Here is a 20,569-nt window from a genome sequence, read left to right on the forward strand (position 1 = left end):
ATCTCTATTTTTTACTCACTGACAGGCTCCTGTCAGTACTGACAACATTCTATTTATTCATTTATGACTCAATATCATTCAAGGCTAATATGAAAAACGCAAACCTTTTGGAAAATAATTTTTAACGACACCATTAACAAACTTGGCAAAACCCAAACCATTTCCGTTAATAACAAGCTGCACCCATCCGTTACTGATGCATTCACCAATCGTTAGAGTTTCTCCAGCAACATATTTTCTAAATTGTTCTTCATTAATTTCTAATGTTCGCTCCACTTCTTCTGGTCTCAACGCCAAACCTAAAGCAAAAGAAGGTTCAAAACGATTTTTCTTAAAAACTCCCAAATGCAAACCATTACGAGCAATCTTTAACTTAGACAAATCAGGCAAACCCTCCGGTAAAAAATATAAATTATCACCAAAAACCTGTAAAATACCCGCTGACAAAAAATCTGTCAATAAGTTTTTCTTATAAAACTCATCCCATAATTTTTTTTGTTCATTGGTCAATTTAGATTTACCAACTTTAATTTTTTTGTCAGTAACTTTGTCACGTCTGTCATTAAGTTTCGCGACAAATTGACCTTCTCCTAGAAAATGATGTGGCCAACAACGGACCACCTCTGGCATATCAATTCCCTCTGATTGTCCATTTATTTTCGGGATATTCATCAGTTTCATGTTAGGATAATTTTCTAATATCCATTTCACAATATCCTCATTTTCTTCCTCAGACCATGTGCACGTTGAATAAATTAATGACCCACCAGGCGCTAACATTTTCATGGCTTCCTCAACGATTTCGCGCTGCAAATTCGCACAGTTCTGAGGATAATCAGGAGACCAATACTGTATTGCATCAGAATCTTTACGAAACATTCCTTCACCTGAACATGGAGCATCTAATATAATAGCATCAAAATATTGCGTAAAAACCTTAGCCAGTCTCTTAGGACTTTCATTAAGTACAACTACATTTCTAGCACCAAATCTTTCAATATTTTCCACCAAAATTTTACTTCGTTTATGAGAAATCTCATTTGAAACTAATAATCCTTCATTTCCCAAAAAACTGAGCAGATGAGTAGATTTACCTCCCGGTGCTGCACATAAATCAAGCACTTTCATCCCTGACTGAACCCCAGCACTTTCAGCAACCACCTGTGCCGCAGGTTCTTGAGAATAGATGAGACCACACACGTGCTCAACTGACTTACCAGAGATTTTCCCATAGTATCCAAAAGAACTTTCAGAAATAGCTTCATAGTCACTACTTTCAATACTGCTCAAGTTTTTTAAAGGATTTATCCGAAAACCACTCACTGCTTCTCTATCAAAACTTTTTAAAAATTCTTCAAACTCATTTCCAAGAATATTCTTATATTTATCTAAAAATTCTACAGGTAAATCCATTTTAACCTCATTGAAATCATTATTTTCTCATAAAATCAGCGATTATCCTTATAACATTGGCGAAATAAGCCGTGCCAGTCCTTCTTTAAATCGAATCCAATTTGAACGTTGTTCATAAAGCTCAAGCGTTAATCCTTGACTCAACTGCAAGTCCTTCATAAAATCACTTCTCAATTTCTGAGCAATATCATAATCATATATTACCACATTTGCCTCAAAACAAAGTTGAAGACTCCGATAATCCAAATTCGCTGAACCAACTGAAGCGTACTCTCCATCAATAATTAACGTCTTAGAATGGACAAAACCATTTTCGTAAGTATAGACTTTCGCACCATATTTAACCAAATCTGCCGCATGAAAATAAGTCGCCCAATAAACTAAAGGATGGTCTGGCTTATTTGGAATCATCATCCTTACCTGAACACCAGATAAAAGTGCCAATTTCAATGATTCATGCAAAGCATCTGAAGGAATATAATAAGGTGTCTGAATCACAATTTCACGTTCAGCACCAGAAATCATTTTCATATAAGTTAACTTAATCTGTTCCTTATCCTCATCTGGTCCAGAAGTAACCAACTGTGTCGCAACATGCCCAATTGCAATAGAATCAGGAAAGTAAGGCTCTCCCTCTGTAATCTCAAACTTATGTTGTGAGTTCCAATCCAAAATAAAGCGATGTTGCAAACTATAGATAATATCCCCTGTTAAACGCAGATGATTATCTCGCCAATAGCCAAATTTTTTCGTTACCGAAGCATACTCATCTCCAACATTAAAACCACCAGTATAACCAATCACACCATCAATGACCACAATCTTACGATGCAGCCGATAGTTTGTTCTAGGATTAATCAAAGGCATAATTAAAGGGAAAAACTGTGCAACCTGCCCTCCAAGTTCAGTCAGTTCCTTAAATTCCTTTAATTTCGTCTTATTTGAACCCCATGCATCCATCAACAAGCGAACTTCAACCCCCCGCCTACGAGCAGCAAGCAAAGCATCATAAATTTCGTGGCCAAGGTGGTCCATCCTAAAAATATAATATTCCATATGAACATGATGTTTTGCCCTATTGATATCCTCAATTAGAGCATCAAATTTTTCTCTACCGTCATTAAAAATTTTAACATCAGTATTTGTTGAAATGATTGATTTTTCCTCAACATACAACATATTGATGAGCTGTCCAATCACGTGATTCTTTCGCATCTTATTAACAAAAGCACGATCTGAAAAAGCTTTTTCAGCATGACCAAGTTGCTTTTCAAAACCAATATGAAATCTTTTTCTATCTTTAAAAATACGATAATGCGAAATCCCTCGCCCAATCAAAAGATACAAAATAAATCCTAAAACAGGTAAAACATTAATCACAAAAAGCCACGACCAAGTTGATGCCGTTGATTTTCTCTCCCTAAAGATAATGATTAAGGATAAGAGAAAGTTTAAAAAAAACACAAATAATTCAAAAAGTGCAATAAAATTCATGTTACTCCTTCCAATAAACCCCTATTTATTCTTCTATTATACCATACCCCCTAACCTGATATTTACTTAGAACATTCTCTACACTCTCAAATCCTAATAAACCAATAAATAAAGTTAATTTTCTAATCAAACATTTATTTAAAACTTACAAATTTGTAAGTTTTAAACTACTCTCCCATGATACTATGGTTGAAGAAACAAAAAAAGTTAAAACTAAAGGGATAATTCTCTTAATACTAATTTTAACTTTTAATCTAACTTGTTGAGGTGAAAAATGAAAAAAATAATCTTATCCATTCCTTTAATCATTATTGCATTATTGTCACTAACCGCGTGCAGTAAAGAATTTGATGATAGCTTCAAACAATCTGTATACTACACAAAAATAGAAACCAGTCCAGCTCAGAGTAAAGATAGTGAAAACAAACCATACTATCTCTATCATCAGACATTTGTAAACGACAAAGGAGAAGCTGTTAAATTTGACATGAAAGAATATCGTAGCGAACCTTTAAAATTAGACAGCTATTTAAAAGTCATGATTAACAAAAAAGATGGCGTAAAAAGTTGGGAAGAAATATCCAAAAAAGCTATTCCTAATACTGCTCTAGACAAACTAAATAAATAATATTTATTATACTCAACCAAACCATGACTGCTATTTCTCAGCCGAAACAAAGCAGTCATTTTTTTATTTTCCTCCCTTTAGAGTCTATCTTATAAATTTCTTACAATATTGTAAGCTTTAATCGTCATATCTTTGTTAAAATAATAGTATATAATCAAAAAATATACTCTAACCTACTAGATATACCTTCAAGTTCTCTCTTTAAATAAGATGAGAAAATATAAATTAAAGATAACGATAGGAGAAATATATGAACAAAAATATAACAGAAATGCGAGGACTTTCTAAATCAGAAGTTGAACAACAAATAAAGTTAGGCAACATCAATACAATAACTGTAAATGCAGGACAATCAGTGAAGGAAATCATTATTAGAAACACAATGACACTCTTTAACCTTCTGAATCTGACTTTAGCAATTGTGGTCATTGCAATCGGCTCTTATAAAAACACTCTATTTATACTGTCGGTCATTATCAATACCGGAGTAGGAATTTATCAGGAACTCAAAGCAAAACGAATAATCGAAAAACTTTCCATTCTTACTCAAAACAAAGTAGAAGTTATCAGAGATAGTCAAAAAATCACCATTAATAAAGAAAAAATTGTTGTAAATGACCTCCTGTGCTTAACTAAAGGTATGCAAGTTCCTGTTGATACAATTAGCCTAGAAAATGGACTTTATGTTGATGAATCAATGATTACAGGAGAATCAGATGTTGTCGAAAAAAAAGTTGGAGATTTGATTTATTCAGGTTGCCTAGTTTTACAAGGACAAATTAAAACACAAGTACAATCAGTAGGCAACAATACATTCGTCAGTAAATTAACTAGTGAAGCAAAAAGTTTTAAAGATACAAAGTCTAAAATACAGCAATACATTGATAAAATTTTAAAAATCATTATGATTGCTATTCTACCCGTAACGGCCCTTGTTTTACTTAATCAATTTTTCCTTACACATCTAGATTTATCAATAATTTCTCAACGTGAAATTGCCATTTTGGGAAGTGCCGCAGTTATATCAAGTCTGATTCCTGAAGGTCTAGTTCTTCTTACCTCTGTTGCGTTAGCTGCTGGTGTCATCAAACTTTCAAAAAAACAAGTTTTAGCTCAAAATTTATCAGCCATCGAAACACTTGCACGAGTTGATGTGCTTTGTCTTGATAAAACTGGAACAATCACAGAAGGAAAGATGAATGTCGAAGAAGTTCTCTACTATACCGACAATAAGGAAGAAATCAATGATGTCCTTTCTTTTATCGTTGAACATGACACCGAACAAAATGCATCAATAGAAGCTCTCAAAAACAAATTTGGAGTTTTACAATCTACATTTGACTTAGTTCAATATATTCCTTTTTCATCAGAAATTAAACAGCAGGCTGTTGAAATTAAAGATAAGGGCATTTATACTCTTGGGGCCTTTGATATGATTTCAAACAAACTAGAAAATCAACAAAAACAAGATATTGAATTTGCCTTAAAGAGAGGCTATCGAATCCTCGGACTTGCACATAGTTGGTCGCCACTAAAAGATAAAACAATCCCTAAAGATACTAAGATTATTTGCCTTATTTTTTTGAAAGATAAACCTAAAAAAGAAGCCAAAAAAATATTGGAATACTTTGAAAGACAAGGGACAGAAATCAAGATTATATCAGGAGATCATCCAGAAACTGTTCTAAATATTGCTCATGATGTTGGTATAAAAGGAAGTGCACGTAATCTCAACGAACTTCCTAAAGATACAGAAAGTTTACAAAAAATCGCAGAAGAAACCACCGTTTTTGGACGAATTACACCCGAGCGTAAACGAGATTTGATTACCGCTTTACAATCAAACGGACACACGGTAGCCATGATTGGCGATGGCATAAATGATATTCTAGCATTAAAAAAATCAGATTGTGCCATTGCGCTAGGTTCAGGAAACGAAGCTACAAAATCTGTTGCCCAATTTGTATTATTAGAAAATGACTTCTCTGTTCTTCCATCTGTAGTACAAGAAGGCAGAAAAGTCATCAACAATATTAAACGAGTCGCAGGGATGAATCTTCTACGAGTAATTTACACATTTGTTTTAATCATCCTACTAGTTATTACCCGAAAAATCTTTCCACTTGAATCAATTAACCTGATGCTCATGGGAATTTTTACTGTTGGAGTTCCTAGTGCTCTGTTAATTTTAGAAAAAGATGAAAAACCAAGCACAGACGATTTTTTCAAAAGAATAATAGTAAATGTAGTTCCAGCAGGAATATTAATTGGTATTACCATCTTTACTATGCTAATTCTTCCTTACAAATTTCCACTATATTCTGTATCATCTGCGGGACATTTAGCTACCAATTATGGTGCTTATTTGAGTGATGTTACTCTGATTATTGGTTCAGTTCAACTGTTCGCCTTATATTTATTGTGCCGTCCTTTAAGTAGGTATAGGGCTAGTGTCATTATTGGTATGACTTTAGTTTTCTATACTACTTACTTCATTCCACCCATCACAAAATTCTTAGGGATTGCTCCTCTACAAAGCTCTCGCTTTATCATCCCAACTTTGATTTGTATTGCTTTGTTGCTTATCATTCGTATGCTTATCTTGGATGGTAAAAAAGTAAACAAGATAAAACTTTCATTACTTTGCCTAAGTTTAATGTTTCTTTTCATTTTTGCTTCAGCAAAACTGCGACAATTTCAAGAAAGGATGGCTTATGAAAATGATAAATACATCCAAGTTTTACCAGATGATTGGTATCACGCTCAACGTGATCGAAACTCTTGATTAAATTATTTATAGTGAAGTTACAACAAAAAGAGTCCTCATTTCGAAAGGGCTCTTTTTTGTTGTAGCTAAAGCAACTCACCATATTTAGCAATAAATATTTTCTTGAAAACTGTGACTAGTAACATATACATCATCACCGTCAGTAAAAGCCAAGGGAAAAAGCTTACAGGTAAAGCTTCCAAACCTATTGAGGCACCAAAAGGTGTGAAGGGAATAATAGTAAGACCAATAATTCCCAAGAAAGTTAATAATGTAAGAGAGAGTGAGGCATGACTCTTTAAAAATGGTATTTTTGGAGTACGAATCATATGAATAACAAGAGTTTGTGTCCACATAGATTCTACAAACCATCCTGAATGAAAGAGAGCAATAAATCCAACATAAGCCGCACTTCCTGGTGTAAGTGTGCTAAATTCTCCAAATGTCGCAGGACATATCACAAAAAACATCAGTAAGTAAGTTGTAATATCAAAGACAGAACTTGTCGGACCAATCCATAACATAAATTTACTGATAGAACTTGCTTCCCATTTCCTAGGTACTGTCAAGTAGTCTTCATCAACATTGTCCCACGGTATTGCGGTACATGACAAATCATAGATTAAATTAAGCAAAAGAATATGAATAGACAACATCGGAATAAAAGGTAAGAACGCACTTGCCACCAGTACAGAAAACATATTACCAAAGTTAGAGCTTGCAGTCATTTTAATGTACTTAATCATATTTGCATATGTTTTACGTCCTTCGATAATTCCCTTTTCAAGAACTGTCAAATCTTTTTCTAGCAAGATAACATCTGCTGATTCTTTCGCTATATCAACAGCTGTATCAACAGAAATACCAACATCCGATGACTTCATTGCTGCTGCATCGTTGATGCCATCTCCCATATATCCAACGCTATTCCCATTGTTTCTTAATGCTGTCACAATCCGAACCTTTTGTTGTGGGGATAATTTAGCGAATACACTAATTCTTTCTACATCTTTTGCCAGTTGCTCATCATCCAATTTATCTATATCAGAGCCTAGTAAAATATGGTCAACGGGCAATCCAACTTGACTACAAATCGAACGTGTCACTTTATCGTTATCACCTGTTAGTATTTTTACTCCAACACCGTATTTATTAAGTGCTTTAATCGCTCGCTTTGTAGATTCTTTGGGTGGATCTAGGAAAGCAAGGTATCCCATTAAAACCATCTCTGACTCATCTTGCACAGAAAATATTTCAATTGGAGAAGGATTGGTTTTTTGAGCTACTGCAATCACCCGCATTCCCTTTTCATTGAGTTCATCAACTTTTTCTAAAATATACTTTCTAACTTCATCTGTCAATCGTACAATATCGCCCTTGTATTCCGCGAATTGACAAATATCCAGCATTTCTTCAACAGCTCCTTTAGTAATGAGTTGCGTTTTTGTGCCTAGTTCTTCTGTATTACTTTGAACAACAACACTCATTCGACGTCTCTCAAAATCAAATGGTATCTCATCAATCTTTGTATATCTGCTACTAAGCTCTCCTAATTCTGAGAATTTTTTTTGATTATTCTCAGTAGCTTGGATAATTGCAAGATCCATTAAATTTTTGAGACCGGTTTGGTAGTAGCTATTTAGAAAAGCATGTCTAAGGACACGAGTATCTTCTTGTCCCTCTATATCAAGATAATGCATCAAAACAACTTTATCTTGAGTCAAAGTTCCTGTTTTATCTGTGCATAGAATATTCATTGACCCTAAATTTTGAATAGAATTCAGATTTTTAATGATTGTTTTTTCTTTTGACATCGTTACAGCACCTTTTGCTAAACAAGTCGTTACAATCATTGGTAGCATCTCTGGAGTTAGACCTACCGCTACGGCAAGAGCAAATAAGGTTGCCTCCATCCAATCTCCTTTAGTGAAACCATTGATAAATAAAACAAAGGGTACCATAACAAGCATAAATCTAATAAGAACCCATGAAACTGAATTTACCCCTTTTTCAAAGGTGGTCTTAACAGAATCTTCATCAACACTTTTTGCCATTTCTCCAAATATTGTATCATCACCCGTAGCAATAACCACTCCAAATGCAGTTCCACTAATAATATTTGATCCCATAAATGCAAGATTTGCAGCTTCGGTTAATGTATCATATTTATCGTCCTTCAAACTTGCCAACTTTTCTACAGGCTCACTCTCTCCAGTGAGAGAAGATTGACTGATAAATAAATCTTTTGCTTCTATAATTCTCAAATCAGCCGGAATCATATCACCTGCTGATAAATGAATAATATCTCCAACTAACACTTCTTCAATCGGAATTTCTTGACTTCCAATTCCTTGTCGATACACATTTGTTGTAGTTCTAATCATCTTTAGGAGATTTTCAGCAGCATTCCCACTTCTAGTTTCTTGAACAAAACGTAGGAGTCCAGAAATTAAAACCATTGTTGTAATAATGAGTAATCCTGCCGGGTTCTCTTCTCCAGGTGCTGCTAAAATAATATCAGTAAATGCCGATATCAAAGCTAAAATAAATAATATTATCGTAAATGGATTAATAAATGCTTGGTATATACGCTTTACAAACGAAGTTTTTTTACCTCGCGTAATTTTGTTATCTCCATAAAGAGTGCGAGAAACTTCCATTTGTTTCTCATTCAATCCTTCTACTGTCGTACCTAATTTTTTAAATATTTCTTCCTTATTTGCTTTTGTTGCAAATACTAATCTTCTTTGAACTGCTTCACGGTGCATCATATTTGCATTTGCTTTATTTGTTACACCTGGACTTCTAGTTAATCTTTTTTTCATTGGTCTGTACCTCAATTTCATAATAATAATAGATTTTGATTATACAGCTACTGGCCTTTAGACTACATTAAACTAAGACGATGAAAACGAACAGTTATTTTCATCATTTTGTTCTGCTGTGGCCTATCAGGGTCAGAGCTGCTGATACTTTGTTCTTCCATTCGTTTTCACCTCCTTTTCAACACAAAAAAACCTTGCCTACGTAACTTGAACATAGACAAGGGAATAATTCCAAAAAAAGCTAGCACACACAGTGAAACCAATTCATGTCATCGTTCAAGCTTTAGCTCCACAGGGCGATGTTGTTGCACTATTTCATGCCTTGTTTTTCGACATGAACTGTTGGCCCTCTCATCGTGTCTCCACGACTCTGCGGCAGCAACCCGTATCCCTGTGGTAGCCTCACCTACCGATAGTTAGCCTTAAAAACTAACCACATCTATTATATATTCTTATCTCACTCTTGTCAAATCTTTTTCTAATAATTTTTAGATTAATGATTTTGATTATTCATGAGAACACTAATAAAAGCGGTAGTTAGCCGCTTTTATTAGTGTTTAAACCAGAGTTATCTTTACTTCAAACTTATTTTACTTTCTTCAACGCTCCAAATAAAACACCTGAAATTACAGCTCCAATCAAGATAAATAAAAGATAAAGTAACGGATTGTTTGTTAGCGCTAAGACAAAGATTCCTCCATGAGGTGCCATTAATTTAATATTAGCAAGTCCAGTCAATCCACCAGCCACAGCTGCACCTACGAAAAATGATGGGATAGCACGAGCAGGATCGGAAGCTGCAAAAGGAATAGAACCCTCTGTGATGAAAGATAAGCCCATCACAATATTGGTTAAACCAGAATTTCGTTCTTCTTTAGTAAATTTGTTTTTAAATAAAAGTACCGCTACTGTTGTTGCAAGTGGAGGAACCATACCACCTGCCATTACAGCTGCCATTACAACTGAACCTCCATCTGCTACTGTTGCAGCCAAAGTTCCAGTTGCGAAAATATAGGCTGCTTTATTGATTGGACCTCCGAGGTCAATTGCCATCATTCCACCTACAACCAAACCAAGTACCAATGCAGATGCACCAGATAAACTATTCAAAAAGCTGGATAAACCTGTGTTGATAGCTGCCATTGGTATATTGACAAATAGCATCAAAAATCCAGTAATAAATGTACCAACCAACGGATAAATCAATATCGCTTTAATTCCATCCAAAGATTTTGGTAAAGCTTTCGTCCACTTACGAAGCAAAAGAATAACACCACCAGCTAAGAATCCACCAACCAAAGCACCAAGAAAACCTGAAGGAATCATTTTTGCAGAATCAAGGTGACCAAATGCCAATCCTGAGCTTGCCATTGAGCCAGCAACAAACCCTGCTACTAATCCTGGTTTATCTGCAATTGAATTTGCAATAAACCCAGCTAATACAGGAAGCATAAATGCAAATGCTGCTCCTCCTACATTTTTGAAATAAGCTGCAATTGGATGATAAACGCCCAAGTTTGCAAGTTGATCATGAGGTACTCCCATTGCTTGGTCAATCAAGAAAGCTAGAGCAATTAAAATCCCACCTCCAACAACAAACGGAAGCATTGCGGATACACCGCCCATGAGATGCTTATAAAATGCTTTCCCAAGTCCCGTCGCTGTTTCTGAACTTTCCTCTTCTGAATTTTCCGCTTCAAATACTGGAGCCTTACCAGAAAGCGCTGTTTCAATCAGAATTTTTGGATTACGAATTGCTTCTGCTACTGGTTTATTTACAAGTTCTTTGCCAGAAAAACGATTCATTTCTACCTTTTTATCTGCTGCAACGATGACTGCATCTGCTTTTTTAATATCTTCGGCGGTTAATTTATGATCAATACCGCGTGCACCATTAGTTTCGACTTTAATTGCAACATTCATTTGAGCGGCTTGTTTTTTGAGCGCTTCCTCTGCCATGTAAGTATGTGCAATCCCTGTTGTGCAAGCTGTCACTGCAACTATATAATGTTCTGCATTTTTTACTGTTTCTATCTCTTCTGCTTCATTTGATGAAAAGAGTTCTAAAACTTCACGTGGATAGTTAACCGCTTTCAATTTACTGTTAAAACCATCTTTGAGCAAGAATTTTGAGAGTTGCGCCAATGCTTCTAAATGGGTATCATTGGCACCTTCTGGTGCTGCAATCATGAAAAATAGATGAACAGGTTGATGGTCAAGAGCTTCATAATCTACCCCTATCTTTGATTTTGCAAAAAGTACAACAGGCTGAGTGACAGCACTGTTCTTACTGTGTGGCATAGCAATACCATCACCAAGTCCTGTTGAAGTTTGATGTTCACGAGTGAGAATCCCTGCCTTAAATGTTTCAAAATCTTTGACATAACCTTCATCAACAAGTTTTTGAACCATTTCATCAATAGCAGCGATTTTGCTTTGCGCTTTAAGGTCAAGAATCATGACCTCGGATTTTAGTAAATCTTTAATTTCCATTGATTGAAATCTCCTTTATTTCAACTTTTTTATAAATTTCATTAACAAATTCTCGGGTAGGCATATCTTTTGAGAATGCCTTCGCTGTACCACAGGCTATAGCTTGCCTAAACGCTTTTAATAAATCTTTTGTTTCATGATATTCTGCTAAAAATCCTGCAACGGTAGAATCCCCTGCGCCAATTGAATTTTTCAATTCTCCTTTGATTCCTTCGGCAAAATATACAGCATCACGACTAAAAAGAAGTGCGCCATCACCCGCCATTGAAACAATGGCATACTGTGCTCCCATATCTAACAACTTTTTACCAAATGGTATAATTTCTTCATTTGTTTTCAAAGATGTATTAAATATAGCTTCAAGTTCTTCACGATTGGGTTTAATAAGCAATGGATGGCTTTTAAGAGATTTTAATAATTTTTGACCATCAATATCCAGAACAAAAGAAGCTCTTTTAATCTTTACTTTTTCAATCAAGCGTTCATAAAAATCTTCTCCAAGTGCTTTTGGAATTGTTCCTGCAAATACAACAATATCATCTGGCTTTAAGTTTTCAAATTTTTGAATAAAAGCTTGTATATCACTCTCTTTTAAGATCGGTCCAGCAGCATCTAAACTGGTTTCTTCATCTTCTGTTTTGAGCTTTACGTTAATTCTTGTTAAGGAATCAATCGGAGTAAAATCTGATAAAACACCATGCTCATTCAGAAATGTCCTAATATACTCTCCTGAAAAACCTCCCAGAAAGCCTAAAGCTGTAGTTGGACTTTCCATTAAACTCAACATTCGGCTTTCCATAATTCCTTTACCTCCAGCTGATACTTGTGTTTGAGAGGTTCGGTTAACCTCGCCAAGCGATATTTTTTCATAATTCATAAAATAATCTAAGGCGGGGTTTAATGTTACTGTGTAAATCATATTTTTCTTTCTAAAATACTGTTAGCGTTTTCTTGTTATAAAATCAACAGTATGTCTTACTAGTTATAGTTAGTTATTGACCGTACATAATTTTAAAGTAAAATTAGTCTGTAAGCAATTCGAATTCATCTGGTTGTGCAAATTTGATAAAACTCATTTGACCGATTTTGGATGAGTCTGCCAAAACATAAGATTTTTGGCTTTGCTTAATGGCTAGGGATTTAACAGCGGCTTCTTCGTGGTCGGGTGTCATTGCTCCATGAATTTCATCTATCGCATTAGCTCCTATAAACGCAAGATTGAATTGATAATTTGAAAGCTGAGCTAAAGTTTGGCTGCCAACAATTGCGTCTGTCACTTTTTTTACACGTCCTCCTAGCAGATAAACAATTAGTTTTTCATCTGTTAGTTTGGAAAGATGCGTGACAGAGTTAGTCACAACTGTCAAATATTTTTGAGAATGATTGATTAAGTCAGCCAAAATACCTGTTGTAGTTCCTGCATCTAAAAAGATAATATCTCCATCTTTTATTTTTAGAAGTGCTTTTGCAGCAATTTTCTCTTTTTCTTGAATGTTTTTGGAAGTTTTTTCGAAAATACTCAATTCTTCTGTGAGATCTTGTAGAAGTTCTGCTCCTCCATGTACTCTACGAAGTATTTTCTCTTTTTCTAACTCATTCAAATCCCTACGGAGCGTTGAAATTGAGCCCTCAATCACAGGAAGTAGTTCTTCAATCGTTGCTCTTTTCCTATTTTTTAAATAATCAGTAATATTTTTCTTACGTTCATTCGCTAACATTTTTACCTCCCTCACTTATACTAGATTTGAAATGTTGTGGTATAGTCCTACTATAAAGCGGTTTTACACAACTTATAGTTTTTGTTTTAATATTTTTAAATATTGAGTTAAAAAATAACTATTCTCTCATGAATTCGTTTACAGGGATAGTATATCATTATTTTCTTTCAAAATCAATCTAAAACTTTCAAAAACTATCATTTTTGTTAAATAAAAAAAAGAAATACAAGATAAAAGATGTATTTCTTTTTTACCAAGCTCTCATTTTTAAAAATACTTTTCTGTTTTTATCTCTTGATGGTTAAAATATTCCAGTAGACTTTGAGCGGATTGAATATAGTATTCGACTGCTACAGGGATAACCTCATCTTTAACAATCATATCCGAAAAGTGAAGTCCTGAACTATCAGGTTGATTGGAACCAATAAAAGCAAATACACTTGGAGCTTGCTGCCTATAGTTAGCGAAATCTTCTCCTGCACTTGAAGGTTCTGGAACAACAAATAATTGATGCCATTGTCGAGTGGCTTCGCTCAAAACCCTTGTTAATTCTGGATCATTATAAGTTAGATCAGCCTCCATTTTCCATTTGATTTCTGCTGAAACAGCATAAGCTGCCGCTGTTGATTCTATAATTTTTGTAAATCTCTTTTTAGCGAGTTGGCGTGTTTCATCGGAGAATGTACGAATGGTTCCTTCAAACATGGCTTTATTTGGAAGAACATTCCATGTGTTTCCAGATTCAATATGAGTCACCGATACTACCGCTGCTTTGAGTGGTGAAATATTTCTTGAAACAATCTGCTGTAGATTTTGAATAATTGCACTTGTTGCTAAAATAGTGTCTATACCTTCATGAGGATATGCGGCATGACTGCCACTCCCTACAACATTTACTTCGAACTGCTCAACTGCAGCCATAACTCCTTCTTCACGTAATCCAATAATTCCTGTACCGAGTGTTGGAATATTATGATAACCAATAAAAGCCTGCACATCAGAAACAAGACCACTTTCAAGGACTTGTCTGGCTCCTAGCCCGATTTCTTCTGCAGGCTGGAAAATTAATTTAACTGTTCCTTTAAGTTCCTTTTCATGTTCTTTTAAAATTTTTGCTGCACCCAAAAGACTTGTCATGTGTAAATCATGACCACAAGCGTGCATTATTCCTTCATTTTTTGATGCGAAAGGTAAATTGGTTTGTTCATTGATTGGAAGTGCATCAATATCGGCACGTAGAGCAATGACTGGATTACCATCCCCGACTTTTGCGACTAGGCCTGTCTTTAAATCTCCATCTAGAATTTCTATATCCCAATCCATCAATTTTTGTTGGATGAAGGCGGTAGTTTTAACTTCATGTTCCGAACGCTCTGGATGGGCATGAAGATAATGTCTGATTTCTTCCAATTCTTTATTAAATTTTTCTTCAATCATACCATTTATTTTAACAAAAATAGTGAAGCATTTAACTTCACTATTTTCAATGATTAGATTTAATTTTTAAATCAAGCCAGCATCTTTTAAGACTTCTTCTATGTATGTGCCTTTGAGTTTTTTCAATCCTAATTTCAGTGCTTGTTTTTTAATAAGTGGCAAATCCATTTCTTCTAGCTTTTTCTTATCTGATAGATAGTATACTGAACCTGCAAGTGCCCGTAAATCATAAGCTGATGCATAAACTTCTGGTACTCCTCGGTCAACATCAAGAAGCTGATAGACGGCTTCCATCGCTGTACGAACAGAGTATTCCGTAGTAAATACTGTATCTCTTTTGGTTTCTGCAAAATTTCCTAGAAAGGCAAGATTGACGGAGTCTTTTGGGACAACAAGTGGACGATCTCCAGGCTCACGAAGCATAAAGTACGAGGTGATGAAAGGCATATAAACAGGAATTGTATTCGTATTTTCATGAACAAAATCAGCAATTTCATCAATAGGCATCCCCAGATGATAGAGTAATTCTTGCGTGATTTCTTCGCCTGTGCATTCTTCAATCGGTTTTTTGATGAAATTTCCTTCGGTATTGGAGAGTAAACCGTAAACCCAAGTCACAGTTTCTTGGTCTTTTTGTTCTTTAAAATGTGGCTGACGGTGGGTTGTAAATGACAGCAACCAATTGGAATCTTTCACTGTGATGATTCCACCTGTGACTACTTTTCCTGAGCGAAGTTCACGATGGGTTAATTTTTCAAAATAAGGCTGTATTTTTAAATTTTTCCATGTGACTGTTGCTGACACAAACCAGCTTTCTTTTGGTAAGTTCTGACAGAAAACGTCTGGATGACCAAATTCTTGTGACTGTGCTGACAGATTTTTCCAAAGTTTCCATGAACCTCCAAGTTCGTGAGTAATGGGTGCTGGCTCAAGTGGTGAGCCTTGGGTGGAGCTTTCAGTGATTGAGCCATTAGTGACAAAGACCAAATCATTTTCTGTCAGTGCTGACGAACTTCCATCAGCAAATTTGATTGTTTTTGCGACTTTTTTATTTTCTGAAAAATCAACTTCGATATTTTCTACTTGTGAGCCATAACGGAAATCAACACCTTGGCTTTGTAAATAAGTAATAAGGGGTTTGACCAACGATTCATATTGATTATACTTGGTAAATTTTAGTGCTGTAAAATCTGGCAAGCCTTTAATATGATGAATGAAACGCATAATATAACGGCGCATTTCAATTGCTGAGTGCCATTTTTCAAAAGCAAACATGGAACACCAGTAGAGCCAGAAATTTGATTCAAAAAACTCTTCCGTAAAGCAATCCTCGATTTTCTTGCCAACAAGTAATTCTTCTTTTGTCATAAATAACTTGACAATTTCATCTTGAGCTTTTGGACTTAGTGTGAATTGTCCATCATCGGAAACACGGTGTCCGCGTTTATGAATGATTCTACAATTTGATGAATTAGGGTCTTCTTTGTCTAAATAATAAAATTCATCCAAAACGGACGCATTGTCCATTTCAAGTGATGGAACTGACCTGAAAAGATCCCAAAGGCATTCAAAATGATTTTCCATTTCACGGCCACCACGCACAACAAAACCATCATGAGGAATAAATGAGCCATCTAATGAACCACCAGATAGTGTAAGCTCTTCCAAGATGTGAATGTTAGATCCAGACATTTGCCCATCACGAATGAGAAATACCGCAGCTGCAAGCCCCGCAAGACCTGCTCCCACAATATAGGCTGATTTTCCTTCGACATTTCCCGGCTTTTTAGGATGCACAAAAGCCTCATAATTTCCATTAGTATAACGCATATTATCCTCCAAATACTTTGATTAGCAAAGCATCTTTTCTTGATTATAAGCTGCCATTTGGTCACTCATAATCTTTATTCTGTTGTTATTTTTATCATAATACAATAGGAAAACGATTGCAAGAGATAGTTTTATTTTTTAGACACTGTGTCTATTTTTGTCTAATATTCAAAAAAATACTGACAGATATTCTGTCAGTAAACTTTCATCATCTTTTATATTTACAAAAATAAAAAAAGCACTGACAGAATTTCTATCAGTGCTTTTCATAGTTTATCGGTAAATATTATTTACTTTCTTCAAAGTCACCATCAAATGTGTTATCATCTTTTGGAGTTTCTTGAGTAGTATCAGCTTCTCCAGCTGCTTGCTGAGCTGCATTGGCTTGTTCGTAAAGTTTTACAGCCAAGTTTTGTGCAATTTCAGAGAGTGCTTCTGACTTAGCTTTGATATCATCAATATCATCGCCTTCAAGAGCTTTCTTGAGCGCTTCCTTAGCATCTTCAGCTTTCTTGACTTCGGCTTCATCTACTTTTCCTTCAAGATCTTTCAAAGTTTTTTCAGTTTGGAAGACAAGCGCATCGGCTTCGTTACGTGTATCAACTTCTTCTTTACGTTTAGCATCTGCATCCGCATTTGCTTCAGCGTCTTTCATCATCTTGTCAATTTCTTCGTCAGAAAGACCAGAGTTTGATTTGATGACAATCGTTTGTTCTTTTTGAGTACCGAGATCTTTAGCTTTTACAGAAACGATACCATTTTTATCAATGTCAAATGTTACTTCAATTTGTGGGATACCGCGAGGTGCAGCAGGAATATCTGTCAATTGGAAACGACCCAAAGTCTTGTTGTCCGCAGCCATTGGACGTTCGCCTTGGAGGACATGAATATCAACAGCAGGTTGATTGTCAGCGGCAGTTGAGAAGACTTGTGATTTAGAAGTTGGAATCGTTGTATTGCGGTCAATCAATTTTGTGAAGACACCGCCCATTGTTTCGATACCAAGTGACAATGGTGTAACATCAAGCAAGACAACGTCTTTGACATCCCCTGTGATGACCCCACCTTGAATTGCTGCACCCATGGCAACAACTTCATCAGGGTTGACAGATTTGTTAGGTTCTTTACCTGTTTCTTTGCGCACGAGTTCAACGACAGCTGGGATACGAGTTGAGCCGCCAACCAAGAGTACTTCATCAATATCAGAAGTTGACAACCCAGCGTCAGAAAGCGCTTGGCGGACAGGTTGACGTGTTGCTTCAACTAAATCATGAGTCAATTCGTCAAATTTTGCACGAGTCAAAGTCATTTCCAAGTGAAGTGGTCCAGCAGCTCCAGCTGTGATAAATGGTAATGAAATATTAGTTGATGATACACCAGAAAGGTCTTTTTTCGCTTTTTCAGCAGCATCTTTCAAACGTTGCAAGGCCATTTTGTCTTGTGCAAGGTCAATGGCATTTTCTTTCTTAAATTCAGCAACCATCCAGTCAATAATCTTTTGGTCAAAGTCGTCCCCACCGAGTTTGTTGTTACCAGCAGTTGCCAAAACGTCGAAGACGCCATCGCCAAGTTCAAGGATTGAAACGTCAAATGTACCACCCCCAAGGTCAAAGACAAGGATTTTTTCATCTTTATCTGTCTTATCAAGACCATAAGCAAGCGCTGCTGCTGTCGGTTCGTTGACAATACGTTCAACTTCAAGACCCGCGATTTTACCTGCATCTTTTGTCGCTTGACGTTGTGCGTCATTGAAATAAGCAGGTACTGTGATGACTGCTTTTTCTACTTTTTCACCAAGATAGGCTTCAGCTGTAGCTTTCAAGTTTTGCAAAATCATAGCTGAAATTTCTTGTGGTGTGTATTCTTTACCGTTTGCAGAAACTTTCTCATTCGTTCCCATTTTTGATTTGATTGAGAGGATTGTATCTGGATTTGTCACTGCCTGACGTTTTGCAGCATCACCAACTTGAATTTCACCATTTTTGAAAGCAACAACAGATGGTGTTGTACGGTTTCCTTCTGGATTTGGAATGATTTTTGATTCAGTTCCTTCAAGGACTGCTACTGCTGAGTTTGTTGTACCAAGGTCAATACCGATAATTTTTGCCATTTTTATTTTACCTTCTTCTTTTTATTTTTTAATTATTTTTATTTTTTTATAGTTTATTGTCATCTCGGACAATCTATATTGCTTATTGCGCCACTACAACCATCGCTGGACGAAGAATGCGGTCATGGAGCTTATAACCTTTTTGGAAAACTTGTGCTACTGTATCTGTCGGATGTTCTTCGTCCGCTTCAACGGTTTGAACGGCCATGTGGAAGTTAGGGTCAAAAGGTACACCCTCAGCCGCGACTTCTTCAACACCTTCTTCTTTAAGTGCTGCTTTCAGGCTTTCTTGTACCATTTCAAGTCCTTTTTTGACATCTTCTGTAAGACCTTCAACAGCAAGAGCACGTTCCAGATTGTCAAGTGAAGGCAAGATTTTCTTAGCCAAATCTTGTGAACGATATTTCACAAGTTGAAGACGTTCTTCATTGCCTCGGCGCTGAACATTTTGCATTTCAGCTGACACACGTAAGAATTTGTTTTCCCACTCTGAAGCCAACTGTTGTGCTTCTTCAACTTCGTTGATTTCTTCCTCGACAATATCCTCAAGTGCTTCTTCTGTCAAGCTTTCCTCAACTTGCTCATTTTCGACTTTTTCTCTATTCTTGTCTTTAATTTCTTCGGACATATGCCCTCCTCTTTTGAATAAATTTTTTATCATTTTCTAATTTCATAATGATTACCATCAAGATAACGGTAATAATCGGTTAGTTTCATTGTCAGCACTTTAGCTACTAAATCTAAGATGGACATGATACGTTGATAATCCATCTCAACTGGACCAACTACTGTTAGAGTACCTAGACCACGATAAGGAATAACAAATTTTTGTGAAATAATCGTTAAATTTTTCATGTATTTTTCATCATTATCAAATTTTACTGCACGCATTTCATCATTGTTCGTGATTTCACGAATCTCATGGAGCATTCTTTCATCATCGCTGAATAATTTATAAAGTTCTGAGAGATTTTCTGTTGCATAATCAAAAATATTTTTACGACCTGCAACGGTCAGACGTTCTACAAATAAGTCATTAAAAATTGATTCAAAAAGTTGTAACACTTCACTTGTTACTTTGAAATAACGCTGAACAATTTGCGGAATCTCAGTTCTTAATGTGTAATGAATATCAATCACTTTCTTTCCTACTAACCGCTCTTTGACAAGTTGAGTAAAAACTTGCAAATCTGCTTCCGTCATGGATTTTGGCAGGATAAATTGATCGGTTCTAACTTCTCCCGTTCCTAATGTAATCACTGATAATACCGAATGATTATCTAACATCACCATTTCAAAAGAAGCTAGACTTTGTTCGCGTTGTGGAACATTCAAAACAAAACTAGTCAATCCCGTCAGCACTGACAAAGTATGCGCTGCCGTTTCAAAAAGGTCAGATAAGCGATAAAATTCACCATCAAAAGCTTTCATTACTTTAAAAAGGTCATTTTGACTAAATTCTTCAAGCTGAATGACATTTTCAACAAAGTATTTATAGCCAGAGATACTTGGAACCCGACCGCTTGATGTGTGCTCTTTTTGTATTAATCCAAGATTTTCAAGCACTTTCATATCATTTCTGATGGTTGCACTTGAAGCTTGAATACTATCAAGGAGAGCCTTTGAACCAATCGGCGTATGCTCTTTCGCATAGAGTGAAACAATCAGATTTAAGATTTGTCTTTGACGTTCTGTAATCATACTGCTCCTTTCTGTCGCAGTGAAGACATTTTGCTGGGCAAAATTTTATCCGCAACCTCAAAGCTTCCTTCGGGCGCTTCGAGCTCCTTTCTGTCGCAGTGAAGACATTTTGCTGGGCAAAATTTTATCCGCAACCTCAAAGCTTCCTTCGGG

Annotated in this window: 13 protein-coding genes and 1 riboswitch; of the genes, 2 read left to right on the forward strand and 11 right to left on the reverse strand. The window is 35.8% G+C overall.

Annotated features, from left to right (window positions below; genetic code table 11):
• Positions 1-84: 84 nt before the first annotated feature.
• Both D7I46_RS04895 and cls read right to left on the reverse strand, forming a co-directional pair.
• Entirely contained in the window at positions 85-1,413 is a 1,329-nt protein-coding gene (locus tag D7I46_RS04895; protein WP_120771873.1) for an RsmF rRNA methyltransferase first C-terminal domain-containing protein, read from the reverse strand.
• 48 nt (positions 1,414-1,461) lie between these two features.
• On the reverse strand, positions 1,462-2,907 hold the full coding sequence (gene cls, locus D7I46_RS04900) for a cardiolipin synthase (protein WP_120771874.1): 1,446 nt from the start codon (positions 2,905-2,907) through the stop codon (positions 1,462-1,464).
• Between the two features lie 274 nt (positions 2,908-3,181).
• On the opposite strand from cls, the gene D7I46_RS04905 reads away from it, so the two are divergent.
• Together D7I46_RS04905 and D7I46_RS04910 are read left to right on the forward strand one after the other, a co-directional pair.
• Entirely contained in the window at positions 3,182-3,535 is a 354-nt protein-coding gene (locus D7I46_RS04905; RefSeq protein ID WP_120771875.1) for a YxeA family protein, read from the forward strand.
• 250 nt (positions 3,536-3,785) lie between these two features.
• Positions 3,786-6,320 (forward strand): HAD-IC family P-type ATPase, encoded by a 2,535-nt coding sequence (locus D7I46_RS04910; protein WP_120771876.1) that lies wholly within the window; start codon positions 3,786-3,788, stop codon positions 6,318-6,320.
• A 68-nt stretch (positions 6,321-6,388) separates the two neighbouring features.
• On the opposite strand, the gene mgtA is transcribed toward D7I46_RS04910, so the two are convergent.
• The 9 genes from mgtA to hrcA all read right to left on the reverse strand — a co-directional run bounded on the left by mgtA (position 6,389) and on the right by hrcA (position 20,416).
• Entirely contained in the window at positions 6,389-9,073 is a 2,685-nt protein-coding gene (gene mgtA / locus D7I46_RS04915; protein ID WP_276117075.1) for a magnesium-translocating P-type ATPase, read from the reverse strand.
• 315 nt (positions 9,074-9,388) lie between these two features.
• A riboswitch (M-box (ykoK) riboswitch) is annotated at positions 9,389-9,548 on the reverse strand.
• A gap of 164 nt (positions 9,549-9,712) precedes the next feature.
• The gene (locus D7I46_RS04920) at positions 9,713-11,620 is read right to left on the reverse strand and encodes a PTS fructose transporter subunit IIABC (protein WP_120771878.1); all 1,908 of its coding nucleotides are present in this window, start codon (positions 11,618-11,620) and stop codon (positions 9,713-9,715) included.
• Entirely contained in the window at positions 11,610-12,539 is a 930-nt protein-coding gene (gene pfkB / locus D7I46_RS04925; RefSeq protein ID WP_120771879.1) for a 1-phosphofructokinase, read from the reverse strand. The genes D7I46_RS04920 and pfkB overlap by 11 nt, the downstream gene beginning before the upstream one ends.
• Before the next feature lie 103 nt (positions 12,540-12,642).
• Positions 12,643-13,338, reverse strand: a complete 696-nt coding sequence (locus D7I46_RS04930) for a DeoR/GlpR family DNA-binding transcription regulator (protein ID WP_120771880.1) — start codon at positions 13,336-13,338, stop codon at positions 12,643-12,645.
• Positions 13,339-13,605: 267 nt separating this feature from the next.
• A complete protein-coding gene (locus tag D7I46_RS04935) occupies positions 13,606-14,775 on the reverse strand; it encodes an amidohydrolase (protein WP_120771881.1) in 1,170 nt (389 codons plus the stop codon).
• A 66-nt stretch (positions 14,776-14,841) separates the two neighbouring features.
• Positions 14,842-16,605 (reverse strand): oleate hydratase, encoded by a 1,764-nt coding sequence (locus tag D7I46_RS04940; protein WP_120771882.1) that lies wholly within the window; start codon positions 16,603-16,605, stop codon positions 14,842-14,844.
• 286 nt (positions 16,606-16,891) lie between these two features.
• Positions 16,892-18,715 (reverse strand): molecular chaperone DnaK, encoded by a 1,824-nt coding sequence (gene dnaK, locus D7I46_RS04945; RefSeq protein WP_120771883.1) that lies wholly within the window; start codon positions 18,713-18,715, stop codon positions 16,892-16,894.
• An 82-nt stretch (positions 18,716-18,797) separates the two neighbouring features.
• Positions 18,798-19,343 carry a nucleotide exchange factor GrpE gene (gene grpE / locus D7I46_RS04950; protein ID WP_120771884.1) on the reverse strand — a complete coding sequence of 182 codons (546 nt, stop codon included), beginning with the start codon at positions 19,341-19,343 and terminating at the stop codon, positions 18,798-18,800.
• Positions 19,344-19,372: 29 nt separating this feature from the next.
• Positions 19,373-20,416, reverse strand: a complete 1,044-nt coding sequence (gene hrcA, locus D7I46_RS04955; RefSeq protein WP_120771885.1) for a heat-inducible transcriptional repressor HrcA — start codon at positions 20,414-20,416, stop codon at positions 19,373-19,375.
• Positions 20,417-20,569: the final 153 nt, after the last annotated feature.

The organism is Lactococcus allomyrinae, from assembly GCF_003627095.1.
GTDB lineage: Bacteria > Bacillota > Bacilli > Lactobacillales > Streptococcaceae > Lactococcus > Lactococcus allomyrinae.